This is a genomic window from Actinoplanes sp. CA-252034 (genome assembly GCF_050956125.1).
In the GTDB taxonomy this organism is placed as follows: Bacteria; Actinomycetota; Actinomycetes; order Mycobacteriales; family Micromonosporaceae; genus Actinoplanes.
Window position 1 is genome coordinate 6,196,059 of sequence record NZ_CP191846.1, and the last position, 12,576, is coordinate 6,208,634.

Consider the following 12,576-nt stretch of genomic DNA (forward strand, 5'->3'; position numbering starts at 1 on the left):
CACCCCGTCCCGACGACCGACAGCCCATTTCCCCACACCTGCCTACAGCACCGGGCACATCGGACCGCAGCCGCGGGACGCCGGGCCGCGGCTCAGAGGACGCGCGGCACCGGGGGCAGGGCGGGACGGTCGAGCCAGGCGGTGAACAACTCGTCCAGGGACGCGCCGCTGTAGCGGGCGGCGTGCTCACGGAACTGCTGCGTCGTCACGCTGCTGTGCCGGTGCTCGGCCACCCACGAGCGCAGCAGCGCGAAGAACGCCTGCTCCCCGACCTTCGCGCGGAGGGCGTGCAGGGCGAGAGCGCCGCGCTTGTAGACCAGCGGGTCGAACATCCGGTCGACACCCGGGTCGGCGACGACCACGTCGGCGGGCTGCGCCGCGACCCAGGCGTGCCAGCGGGCCGCGTGGGTGTTCGTCGAGGGGCCGCCGGAGGCGCCCGACCACAACCATTCGGCGTACGTGGCGAAGCCCTCGTTGAGCCAGATGTGGCGCCAGTCGGCGACCGTGAGACTGTTACCGAACCACTGGTGGGCGAGCTCGTGCACGGCCAGCCGCTCGTGGGTGCGCCGCCCGTCGAGGTGGTTGCGGCCGAAGACGGCCATGCCCTGTGCCTCGACCGGGTCGTCCAGGTCGTCGTCGGTGACGACCACGACGTACTCGCGGAACGGGTACGGCCCGAACAGCTGCTGCATCGCCTTCATGATCTCGCCGTGCCGGCCGAAGTCGTGCCGGAACACGGTGCGTACCCGCGGGGTGATCGCGGCCCGCTGGGGCACTCCCCCGACGGCCAGGTCGACCATCTCGTAGCGGCCGATCTGGACGCTCATCAGGTACGGCGCGGTCGGCTCGTCCCGCTCGTACACCCACGTGGTCGCGCCCGCCCCACGCCGCCTGGACACCAGGTCGCCGGTGACCAGCACGGTGTACGCCGACGCCGCCGTGATCGTGACCAGGAAGGACGCCTTGTCGCCGGGCCGGTCGTTGCACGGGAACCACGACGCCGACCCGTTGGGCTGACTGGCCACGAGCACCCCGTCGCTCAGCTCGTCCCAGCCGATGTCACCCCACCGGCCGGAGACGGGACCGGGCTTTCCCGCGTACCGTATCTCGGTCTTGAAGGTCGCGCCGTAGCCGATCGCCCGCTCGGGTTTGATCCGCAGCTTGCCGGACCGGTGGTCGAACTTCGCCGGCCGCCCGTCCACCCGCACGTCGCGCACCTGCAGCCGGGTCCCCAGGTCGAGGCTGAACCGGGACAGCGGCTGCACGGCCCGCGCGGTGACGACCGCGCGGCCGGCCAGCCGGTTGGACACCACCCGGTAGTCGAGGTCCAGGTCGTAGTGCAGCACCCGGTAGCCGCCGTTGCCGTTCTCCGGCAGGTACGGGTCGGCCGACCGGTCGGCGCCCGGGGTCGCGCCGAGCGGGATGCCCGGTGGGGTCATACCCGGCGGGAGGCCGTCACGGGCCAGGTCGCGACCGGGTTGCCGAGCCAGCGGCTGTCGTCGGGCACCGCGTCGCCGCGGGTGACCAGCGAGCCGGGGCCGACCGTGGTGCGGGCGCCGATGCTCGCGCCGGGCAGCACGATGCCGTGCGGGCCGAGGGTGGCGCCCGCGCCGAGGGTGACCTCATCCATGCTCATGATCCGATCATGGAACAGGTGGGTCTGCACGACGCACCCCCGGTTGACGGTCGCGCCGTCGCCGAGCCGGACCAGATCGAACTCGGGCAGCCACAGCGTCTCCAGCCACACACCGCGGCCGATGCGCACGCCGAGCGTCCGCAGCCACAGGTTGAGCAGCGGCGTGCCGGCCGCGAGGCGGAACAGCCAGGGGGCGGCGAGCACCTCGACGAACGTGTCGGCGAGCTCGTTGCGCCACACGAACGACGTCCACAGCGCCCGCTCCCCGGCACGGAACCGGCCGACGAGAAGCCACTTCGCGGCGGTGGCGAGCAGCGCGCCGGCGACCGCGGCGGCGAACAGCACCGGACCGGCGGCGAGCGCGGCCATCCACCCGCCGACGGCCCGCCAGACGAGCGTGAGCACGGCGAGCACCGAGACCGCGAGCGCGCCGGCGCACATCACCGGGACGACCCGGCACAGCTCGACGAGCGCGCGGGCCACCTTGAGACGGGCCGGCGGGTCGAAGGTGCGGCCGGTGTCGCCGGACTCGACGATGCGGCGCAGCGGCATCGGCGGGGCACCCAGCCACGACGAGCCCTTCTTGGCCTTGTGCGGCGCCGACGACAGCACCCCGACCAGGCCCCGCTTGGGCACCGAGCGGCCGGGCGCGGTCATCCCGGAGTTGCCGAGGAACGCCTGCTTGCCGATCCGGGCGGGGGCGACCCGCAGCCAGCCGTGGTCGAGCTCGTAGGTGGCGACCATGGTGTCGTCGGCCAGGAACGCGCCGTCGTCGACGGTCGTCATCGACGGGACGGCCAGCACCGTGGAGATCTCCACGCCGCGGCCCACCCTCGCGCCGAGCAGCCGCAGCCACACCGGCGTGAACAGGCTGGAGTAGATCGGGAACAGCGCCACCCGGGCCATGCCCATCAGGTGCTCGGTCGTCCAGACCTGCCAGGCCACCCGGCCCTGCACGGGGTGGAAACCGGTGCGCAGGCCGACACTGAGCAGCCGGACGAGGACCAGGACGAGAAGGGCGTAGCCGAGCAGGTAGGCGACGGCGGCGGCCGGAACGGCGACGAGCAGGGTCACCGCCGACGGGCCGGCGAGCGCACCGGCGAGCAGCGCCAGCGCGGGGACCGCGGCCAGCACCGGCAGCAGGCCGAGCAGTTGCGCGGTGAGGCTGTAGGCGAGCACCCACGAGGGGCCGCTCAGGCGCGAGCGCTCCGGGCGCTGGGACGGCCAGACGGTGGCGCCCTTGCCGGTGACCGGGACGGCCGGTGAGCCCGCCCAGCGCTGGTTCGCCGGGACGGCGCCGGCGACGGTGGACCCGGCCCCGATCTTCGCGCCCTTGCCGACGCGGGCCCCGGGCATCAGGGTGCTGCGGGCGCCGACCCGGCCGCCCGCGCCGACCCGGACCGTGCCGACCCGGACCACGTCGCCGTCGATCCAGTAGCCGGAGAGGTCGACCTCGGGCTCGATGGCGGCGCCCCGGCCGAGCTTGAGCAGCCCGGTGACCGGCGGCGCGGAGTGCAGATCGACGTCGCGGCCGACGCGGGCGCCGAGCAGCTTCGCGTACGTCGTCATCCAGCCCGCCCCGCCGATGCCGGTGGCGCCGGTGACCTCGGCGAACCGTTCGGCCGCCCACAGCCGCAGGTGGACGTGGCCGCCGCGAGGGTACTCGCCGGGGCCGACACCGCGCAGCAGCAGCCGTGCCGTCCCGGCCGCGAGCAGGATGCGCCCGGGCGGGCTGAACAGCGGGAACCAGGCGGCGGCGATCCACCACCAGGAGACCGCCGGCGCCAGATCCACGATCTTGCCGAGGGCCGCCAGGACGGTCAGCCAGCGCAGCCCCACCAGGGCCAGCATCGGCAGCATGAACAGGGCCTGCACGAATCCGGCGCGGCGGGGTGTGGGGCGTACGTCGCGGCGGACCGTCGTCTCGGTGTCCAGGCCGTCGAGGATCGCCGCCATCTCGGCCAGGCGCGGGTTCTGGTAGACGTCGGCGACCGACACCCGCGGGTGGGTCTGCCGGATCCAGGCGACGAGCTGGGCCGCGCTCAGGCTGCCGCCGCCGCTGCTGAAGAAGTCGGCGCGGGCGTCGGCCGGGCGGACCCCGAGGATCTCCTCCCAGCCGCCGGCCAGCCACTCCTCGGCGGGGGTCAGCGCGCCCGCGCCGGGCGTGCCGACGGCGAGCGGCCACGGCAGGGCGGCCCGGTCCACCTTGCCGGAGGTACGGGTCGGCAGCGCGTCGACGACGGCGAGCAGCGGGACGAGCGCGGCCGGCAGCTGCTCGCGGATCCGCGCGGTGGCGGCCGCCAGGTCGAAGTCGCCCGGGTCGTGTGGCACCAGATAGCCGACCAGGAGCTGATTGCCGGCCGCGGTGCGCTTGACCGCGGCGGCCGCGCCGGCCACGCCGGGCAGCGCCTGCAGGGCGGCGTCGACCTCGCCCAGCTCGATCCGGCGGCCGCCGAGTTTGACCTGCTCGTCGCCGCGGCCCAGGAAGATCAGCCCGTCCGGCTCGGCGCGGACGATGTCGCCGCTGCGGTAGGCGCGGGCCCAGTCCAGGGCGGGCAGCGGCGCGAACTTCTCGGCGTCCTTGGCCGCGTCCAGGTATCGCGCCAGGCCGACGCCGCCGATCACCAGCTCGCCGGTCTCGCCCATGCCGACCGGCTCGCCGGAGGCGTCGACGACGGCGAGCTCCCACCCGGCCAGCGGCAGGCCGATGCGCACCGGGCCCTCGCCGGTCATCCGGGCGGCACAGGCCACCACGGTCGCCTCGGTCGGCCCGTACGTGTTCCACAGCTCGCGGCCCTCGACGGCCAGCCGCTCGGCCAGCTCGGGCGGGCACGCCTCGCCGCCGAAGATCAGCAGCCGGACGTCCTCGAGGGCCTCGGCCGGCCAGAGCGCGGCGAGCGTCGGGACGGTGGAGACCACGGTGATGCGCTGCTCGGCCAGCCACGGGCCCAGGTCGACGCCGGAGCGCACCAGCGACCGGGCGGCCGGCACGAGGCAGGCGCCGTGCCGCCAGGCGAGCCACATCTCCTCGCAGGAGGCGTCGAAGGCCACCGACAGGCCGGCGAGCACCCGGTCGGCCGGGCCGAGGGGCTCGACGTCGTCGTCGGCGAGGAACAGCTGCGCCTCGGCGTCCACGAACGCGGCGGCGGCGCCGTGCGAGACGGCCACCCCCTTCGGGGTGCCGGTGGATCCCGACGTGAAGATGATCCAGGCGTCGTCGGCGGGGCCCGGGCGTCCGGTCCCTCCCTCGGGGGTACGCCGTACCGACACGCTCAGTCCGTCGCCGAGCACGGCGCACACGCCCGCCTCGTCGAAGACCAGCTCGGCCCGTTCGTCGGGGTCGTCGGCGTCCACCGGCACGTAGGCCGCGCCGGCCGCCAGCACGCCGAGGATCGCCAGGTAGAGGTCGGCCGTACCGGAGGCGATCCGCACGCCCACCCGGTCGCCGACGCCGATGCCGTGCCCGCGCAGGGTCGCCCGCAACGCCTGGACCTCGGTGGCGAGCTGACGGTAGGTCAGGCTCGTGCCGCCGGTGTCGAGCGCGCGGGCGCCCGGATGCTCGTGCACCGTCGCGTCGAGGACGTCGATCAGGGTGCGGCGGATCGGGGCGGATCGTGAGCGGAACACCGCGGGCGCCTCGGCGGCGGGCTCCCACTCGGGCAGTTCGATGAGTCGCAGGTCGGTTGACACGGTCACTGAGCGCGCTCCACTTCCACCCCTGTTTTGCCGTCCGCGGCAACGTACGAACTTACGTCCGTCGAACGGGAAATAACGCCCGAATGCCATAGAGGTGTTGACCGACACACTGGCTTCCATCCGCACGCATGGATTTGCGTCACCCGAACGGTCAGTCTGCGTGCACCCGGTTGCGCCCGTTGCGCTTGGCGTCGTAAAGGCGCTGATCGGCCCGCTGGAGCGCGGCGGCCAGCGACTGCGGGCCGGCGACCTCGGTGAGCCCGAGGCTGACGGTGACGGCCAGACCCGGTTCGATCGACTCCCAGGGGTACGCCGCCACACGCGCCCGCAGCAGCTCGCACCGGGCCCGCGCGTCGTCGGCGCCGGAGCCGTGCAGCGCGATCAGGAACTCCTCGCCGCCGAAACGGGCCGCCAGGTCGGTCTCGCCGATCCCCTCCAGCAGGATCGTGGCGATCCGCCGCAGCACCTCGTCACCGACCGGATGGCCGTACCGGTCGTTGACCCGCTTGAAGTGGTCGACGTCGGCCAGCGCCACCCAGACCGGGCCACCGGCGGCGACCAGCTTCGGCAGCCGGTCGTCGGCGGAGCGCCGGTTCGGCAGGCCGGTCAGCGCGTCCTCGGTCGCCTGGCGCTGCCACAGCAGGTTGTCGGCGGCCAGCTCGGCGCTGCGGGCCCGGTGCAGCTCCGTCTCCAGGCGCGCGTTCTCCGCCTCCAGCCGCATGTTGTCCAGCTCGAAGTGGTGCGCCGCCATCCGGGCCCGGGCCGCGGCGACCTGGTTGTGCAGCTCGCGTTCCAGGTCGTGGAAGTCGCGGTAGTAGGACAGTGCCGCCCGGTGGTCCCCGATGCGCTCGTGGGCCGCGGACAGCTCCCGGAAGATCTCCATGGCCATCGGCTTCTCGCCCGCCTGATGGGCCCGGTCCAGCGCCAGGATCAGGCCCTCGATGGCCTCGGCGTGGTCGCCGCGCATCAGCCGCACCCGGGCCTGGTGCTGCAGCGCCGCCGACTCCAGCGACCGGTAACCGGCCCGGACCGCGATCCGCCGGGAGTCCTCGATCAACTCGGCCGCGCCGTCCAGGTCGCCGGCCAGCGCCAGCAGCATCCCGTAGTTGTCCAGGCTGATCGCCTCACGGAACGGGTGGTTCGCCTCGCGGGCCAGGCGCAGCGCCTCGGCCACGTAGCCCAGCGCGCCGGTCAGCACCCGGCCGGCGGCCTCGCTCTCGCCGCGGCCGCGGAGCCGGGTCACCTCGTACACCGCGTTGTCGCTGACGTTGTTGAGGATGCAGAACCGGGCCTCGGCGTTCATCCCCTCGGCCATGCTCAGCGCCAGCATCAGGCAGGTGGTGCTCAGCTCACGGTCGCCCAGGCTGCCGTGCACCACGCCGGTGCGGTTGTGCACCCAGTAGAGCAGCTCACGGTTGCCCAGCTCCTGCGCGATGTCCCGGGCGTCGGCGAGCACGCCCAGCGCCTCGTCGTGCATGCCGAGCTCGCTCAGCGGGATGGCCTGCAGGGTCAGCACCTCGCACAGGCCGACCCGGTCACCGAGGCCGTCCAGCATCACGGCCGCCCGGCGGCAGGCCGCGATCGCCTCCTCCTGCCGGCCCACGCGCATGAGCTGGGTGGCGAGCGACCGCAGCGCGGCAGCCTCACCGGCGTCGTCCCCGGACGAGGCGGCCAGGTCGGCGGCGGCCCGCGCCAGCTCGGCACCGGCCCGGTAGTCACCGGCCAGCCGCATCTGTTCGGCCCGTTCCAACAGCTCGGCAACCGGCAGGGTCTGGCTGTCGGTCGTGTTCACGGCGATCAAGCGTCCTCCCTCAACACCGGCACGACCGTCCATCGACCCGCCGGCCCCGATCATGAGGAGTCAGCCCACCGTCACGCCAGCGCCACGAACTTCAGACCCCTCGCCTGGAGCGCCGGGATGACCGTCTTCAGGGCGGCGAGCGTCTGCGAACGGTCGCCGCCGCCGTCGTGGCAGAGCAGGATCTGACCGGGCCCGGCGGCGAGCAGCCGCTGGGTGATGTGGGCGACGCCCGGCTGGGCCCAGTCACGCGGGTCGGTGCTCCAGTCCATCGGGATCACGCCGCTCTGGGAGACCGACTCCGACAGCCCCTTCGACCACGCGCCGCCGGGGGCCCGGAACAGCGTCGGGGTGACCCCGGTGGTGCTGTAGATCTTGTCCTGGGCCCGGTGGATCTCCTTGAGCGCCTTGTGGGCCGGCAGCTCGGCCACGTTGATCGGGTGGCTCCAGGTGTGGTTGGCGATCTGGTGGCCGTCGGCGGCGACGTCGCGGGCGGTGGCCTCGTGGCCGAGGACCTGATTGCCGATCATGCAGAACAGGGCCGGGACGTCATGCTTCTCCAGCAGCCGCAGGATCGGCGGGGTCCAGACCGGGTGCGGGCCGTCGTCGATGGTGAGCGCGATGGCGTCGGCCGGGAACGCGTCGCCCGGGACCACCTTGCGGAAGTCCTCCAGGGTGTGCACCGGAACCGTCATGAGCGGGGCGGTGGGCTTCGGCACGGTCGGCGCCGGGCTCGGGACCCGCGACGGCGCCCGCTCGGTGACGACCGCGCCGGGGGTCCCAGCCGCCTCCGGCTCGCCCCGGCGGGCGAGGGCGGCGATCGTGCCACCGGCCAGGAGGGTCCCGGCCACGACCGGGATGGCCCGCAGCAGACGCCGCCGGGAGAGAGGCTTCGCCTGCGGGGGTACGGCCACCGGCGGCCTCGGCGCGGTCGGCAGCGCAATCGTCGGCTCGGACGGCGGCGGGGTCACGGTCGGTGGCGACCGCGGCGTGGGAACGGACGGCGCGGCGACCGTCGGCGCCGAGGTGAGCGGGGGTTGTGCCCTGGGCGGGACCGGCAGGGCGATCGTCGGCTCGGCCGTGGGCGGGGCCACGCGGCGGGCCGGCACGGCGACCGTGGCCTCCGGCGACACCCGCGGCCGGGGCAGCGCGATCGTCGGCTCCGACCCGGCGGAGATCACCGTGGTCGCCTCGTCCTCCGCCACCGCGCCGGCGATCGCAGCCGCCGACAGCGCCACGGTCGCCTCGTCCTCCTCCGCCGCCCCCGACAGCGCCACCGTCGCGTCGGACCCCGCCGCCGACAGCGCCACGGTCGCCTCGTCCTGCTCAGCGGCCCCCGACAGCGCCACCGTCGCCTCGGCGGCCTCCTCCTCCGCCGACAGAGCCGCCGTCGCGTCGGCGTCCTCCGCCGGTTCGGCGTCCTCCGCCGGTTCGGCGTCCTTCGCCGCCTCGGCGATCCCGGCCACCGACATGGCGACCGTCGGCTCGGCCTCCTCCGTCGACGACAGATCGACCGTCGGCTCCCCGGCAGGGGCGTCGGCGGGTTCGCTCAGGACGACGGTGGGCTCGGCCGAGTCATCGGCCCCGGGCGCGGGGGTGGGCTTATCGGTGCTCATCGGTGGGATTCTCGCGCCCGCGGTCAAATCGGTCTTCATCTGTGTGTCGGCTGTGAACGACCCTCTCCGGCAGGCTGCGCCGGGCCTCTCAGGTGCGACGGGAACGGCCGGTGATCATGCGATCACCCGCCCTTCGCCCGGGGCGAAAGAGCCTCGCGGCCAGAGTGGCGTTGGTCACATTCCGGTTTCAGTCGCCGCGCAGATACCGGGTGACCATGTCGACCAGCTCGGTCGCGAAGCTCTCGACCGGCACCGCGCTCGGGGCGGCCATCAGCTTGTGCGTGTTCATCTCGATGGTGAACAGGATCAGGTCGGCCGCGATGCCGACGTCACCGACACGGACGTCCGGGTGCCGGCTCAGAAGGTCACGGATCTGAGCGGTACGGACCCGCCCGTGCCGGTCGATGGCGTCGAGCAGGTCCTGGGACAGTGGCGCCTCCTCGATCATGATGCGCAGCAGTTGCGGATCCTCCCCGTGGCTGTCGATCGCATCACGGACCAGCGCCCGGACCGTCTCCCGCAGAGTGCCCGGGGAGAGATCGAGCCGGTCGGCCTCGGTCCACGTGCCGCGGTCGATGTGGCGGATCAGCAGTTGGGCCAGAATCGCGTCCTTGTTCGGGAAGTACTGGTACAGCGATCCGATCGAGATGCGCGCCCGCTCGGCGATGCGGTTGGTGGTGCCGGCGGCATACCCGTGCTCGGCGAAAACGTGAGCAGCCGCGGTCAGGATGCGCTCGCGGGTCAGCTCGGCGCGCACCTGACGGGGCGTGCGACGTGGTTGAAGACGGCGGTCTGCCGACGGCATCCGGATACCTCCTGAAGCGACGGAAAGCGAGTAGCAGAATAGCTGAGCTATTGCTCACAATAATGTCGTGAGCAGCGAAAACACATACTCCCTGACGACCGTTGATCAGGTCGAGGCACTCATCGGCCGCCCGCCCGCGCCGGTCCTGAGGAAACAGATCGACGCGCTCGACGAGGGCTGCCGGGCGGTGCTGGCACGCAGCCCGATCGCCGCGTTCGGCTACCGGGACGCCGCCGGAGCGAGCACGACGGCGTTCGTCGGCGGCCGGCCCGGGTTCGCGCGCCTGCTGTCACCGACCCGGATCACGTTCGCCGTTCCGCCGGGAGCGCACGGCCCGGTCTCCCTGTTCTTCCTGCTGCCGGGCGTGGGCGAGGTCCTGCGCATCAACGGCTCACTCCCCTCGGGCAGCGATCTCACCGCGGGCAGCGGTCTCACGGCCTGCGGAGACCTCACCGGGAACAGGGACGTCGCCACGGGCAGCGACGCCACCGCCGGGGACGTCGTCGTCACCGTCGAGGAGGCGTTCGTGCATTGTGCCCAGGCCGTCCTCCGGTCCCGGCTGTGGCAGGCGCCGGGTCCGGCCGTACCCCTGCCCGAGGTTTGTGGCGACGGGCCGCTGAGCCGCCCCGGGATGTCCGCCTTCCTGGCCGCCGCGCCGTTCCTCGCCCTCTCCACCTGGGACGGCGACCGGGGCAGCGACACCAGCCCGCGCGGCGACCAGGGACCGGTGGCGCGGATCCTCGACGCCCGGACGCTTCTCGTCGCCGACCGTAGGGGCAACAAGCGCGCCGACGCCCTGCACAACCTGATGCACGACGACCGGCTCTCGCTGGCCGCGCTGGCGCCGGGCCGCACCGACGTGCTGCACGTGCGCGGCCGGGGCAGGGTCACCACCGACCCGGCGCTGCTGCGGACGCTGGAGCTGGGCGGCACGCCACCGCACGCGGCCCTGCTGATCGACGTCGAGCACGCGGAGCTGGCCGCCGACGCCGCGGTGGCCGGCGCCCGGCTGTGGTCGCCCGCCGGGCACGTGCGCCCGGGTGAGGCGCCGGACCTGATGATGCTGGCCGGGGAGCACCTCGCCGCGAACACGGCGCCCCGTTTCGTGCTCACCGCCGTCCGGGCGATCCCCGGGCTGGACCGGCTGCTGCGGCGGGTGATGAACCGGGCGTACCGCTCCGGGCTGCACAAGGAGGGGTACGCCGACGGCCCGCTACGGGAGGTGCGGGTCGCCGGGATCCGCCGGGAGACGCCCACCACGGTCACGCTCGCGCTGGAGGACGGCCGGCCGTTCGAGTTCCGTCCCGGCCAGTTCTTCACCCTGGTCGCCGAGGTGGACGGCCGTCACGTCCGGCGCGCCTACTCGGCCTCCTCGGTGCCGGGCGCGGCACGCCTGGAGGTGACCGTCAAACGGCTCGAAGGCGGGGCCTTCTCCACGCACGTGCACCGCGGGCTGCGTGTCGGGGACCGGCTGGCGGTGCGCGGTCCGTCCGGGACGTTCCACCCGCGCTCCGCCGCCGACATGGTGCTGATCGCCGCGGGCAGCGGCATCACCCCGATGATGAGCATGATCCGCACCGGGCTCGCCGACCCGGACGGCGGTCGCATCGATCTGCTCTACAGCAGTCGCGACGAGGCGGAGATCATCTTCGGGGCCGAGCTCGACCGGCTCGGCCGCGATCACCCGGATCGGCTGTCGGTCACCCATGTGCTGACCCGCCGGGACGGCCGGATCGACGCCGACGGCATCCGCCGCTGGGTCACCGGCACCGCCCCCGACGCCCATTACTTCGTGTGCGGCCCCGAGACGCTGACCGACACCGCCCGGACCACCTTGACCGGCATGGGCGTGCCCGGCGACCGGTTGCACAGCGAGCGTTTCCAGGCGGGCCCCGGCACCGTGACGACCGAGCCGCAGCGGCTGACCGTGACCGGGGCCGGCCGCCTGATCGGCACCACGGTCGTCGGGCCCGGCCAGACCCTGCTCGACGCGGGCCTGGCCGCCGGGTTGCCGATGCCGTATTCGTGCACGGCCGGGGGTTGTGGATCCTGCACCGTCCGCCTGACCGCCGGGGCCGTGACCCGTACCGAGCCGGACGGCACCGTCCTCACCTGCGTGAGCTGCCCCCTCTCCGCGGTGACCCTCGACGTCACCGTGTGAGCATCGGGCACGGGGTATCGACAGGAGCCGACACGGGACGTATCGTGCACGGTCGATGGGAGCGCTCCCATCGACCATCGCTCCTACGTCCCCGGGGGTGCCCCATGCGCCGTGTCCTCTACGCCCTGCTCACCGGCGGGGCCCTGCTCACCGCTACGGCCTGCGGCACCGCGCCGAACAGCCCCGGCACGGCTCCGGCGGCCCCGCCCAGCACCCCGGCGGCCGGCGCCGCCTGTGAGGCGCTCGCGCAGGTCTACGACAAGAACATGGGGTCGTACGCCAAGGCGCTCACCGCCCTGGCCGCCGACCCCAAGACGATCGCCCAGGCGCAGCAGAGCCTCGCCGCGTTCGCCACCGCCGTGCAGGGCGCCACCGAGACCAGCGCCGACACCCAACTGCAGGCCGCCGGCAAGCAGGCGGCGAAGCAGATGCACGACAAGTCCACCGATGCGAAGTTCTTCGCCACGATCAAGACGACCGAGGACGTCACCGAGGCGATCGGACCGACCCTGAGCGAATGGCTGTCCCCGGTCCAACGGCACTGCAGCTGACCGCGCGACCGAAGAACGTCGGGCAGCGGCCCGGCCGACCGCAAGGCCGGGGCCGGGCCAGCGCAAGGCGGAAGCTGGGCCAACCCAAGTCCGAAGCTGGGCCAACGCCAGGCCCGGCGGCCTCCCGGCCGGGCAACCGCCGGACCGGGCCAACACCAGGCCAAAGCCGGGCTGGCAGCCTCCCGGCCGGGAGGCTGCCAGCCCGGACCGGGCAACCGCCAGACCGGGCCAACACCAGGCCAAAGCCGGACCAACGCAAGGCCGAATCCGCACCAACGCAAGGCCCGGCGGCCTCCGGCCGGGCAACCGCCAG

Annotated in this window: 7 protein-coding genes; 2 read left to right on the plus strand and 5 right to left on the minus strand. The window is 73.8% G+C overall.

Features of this window, described 5'->3' with window-relative positions; all coding sequences use genetic code 11:
- Positions 1-92: 92 nt before the first annotated feature.
- The 5 genes from ACQPZW_RS28575 to ACQPZW_RS28595 form a co-directional block, all read right to left on the minus strand.
- Positions 93-1,439: a M1 family metallopeptidase gene (locus ACQPZW_RS28575; RefSeq protein ID WP_433789114.1), complete on the minus strand. Its 1,347-nt coding sequence runs from the start codon at positions 1,437-1,439 to the stop codon at positions 93-95.
- Positions 1,436-5,332 carry a Pls/PosA family non-ribosomal peptide synthetase gene (locus tag ACQPZW_RS28580; RefSeq protein WP_433789115.1) on the minus strand — a complete coding sequence of 1,299 codons (3,897 nt, stop codon included), beginning with the start codon at positions 5,330-5,332 and terminating at the stop codon, positions 1,436-1,438. The genes ACQPZW_RS28575 and ACQPZW_RS28580 overlap by 4 nt, the downstream gene beginning before the upstream one ends.
- A 151-nt stretch (positions 5,333-5,483) precedes the next feature.
- A complete protein-coding gene (locus tag ACQPZW_RS28585; protein ID WP_433797647.1) occupies positions 5,484-7,124 on the minus strand; it encodes a diguanylate cyclase in 1,641 nt (546 codons plus the stop codon).
- An 80-nt stretch (positions 7,125-7,204) separates the two neighbouring features.
- The gene (locus ACQPZW_RS28590; RefSeq protein ID WP_433789116.1) at positions 7,205-8,746 is read right to left on the minus strand and encodes a polysaccharide deacetylase family protein; all 1,542 of its coding nucleotides are present in this window, start codon (positions 8,744-8,746) and stop codon (positions 7,205-7,207) included.
- A 187-nt stretch (positions 8,747-8,933) separates the two neighbouring features.
- Positions 8,934-9,503 carry a TetR/AcrR family transcriptional regulator gene (locus tag ACQPZW_RS28595; RefSeq protein WP_433789117.1) on the minus strand — a complete coding sequence of 190 codons (570 nt, stop codon included), beginning with the start codon at positions 9,501-9,503 and terminating at the stop codon, positions 8,934-8,936.
- A 115-nt stretch (positions 9,504-9,618) separates the two neighbouring features.
- Here ACQPZW_RS28595 and ACQPZW_RS28600 point away from each other — a divergent pair, with 115 nt between their 5' ends.
- Positions 9,619-11,712, plus strand: a complete 2,094-nt coding sequence (locus ACQPZW_RS28600; RefSeq protein ID WP_433789118.1) for a 2Fe-2S iron-sulfur cluster-binding protein — start codon at positions 9,619-9,621, stop codon at positions 11,710-11,712.
- A 104-nt stretch (positions 11,713-11,816) separates the two neighbouring features.
- A complete protein-coding gene (locus tag ACQPZW_RS28605; protein WP_433789119.1) occupies positions 11,817-12,263 on the plus strand; it encodes a hypothetical protein in 447 nt (148 codons plus the stop codon).
- Positions 12,264-12,576 lie beyond the last annotated feature (313 nt).

What these genes read in the sequence shown, in the direction of transcription:
- ACQPZW_RS28590 (WP_433789116.1), bottom strand. Translation starts at nt 8,746, where the DNA reads ATGAGCACCGATAAGCCCACCCCCGCGCCCGGGGCCGATGACTCGGCC.
- ACQPZW_RS28575 (WP_433789114.1), bottom strand. Translation starts at nt 1,439, where the DNA reads ATGACCCCACCGGGCATCCCGCTCGGCGCGACCCCGGGCGCCGACCGG.
- ACQPZW_RS28605 (WP_433789119.1), top strand. Translation starts at nt 11,817, where the DNA reads ATGCGCCGTGTCCTCTACGCCCTGCTCACCGGCGGGGCCCTGCTCACC.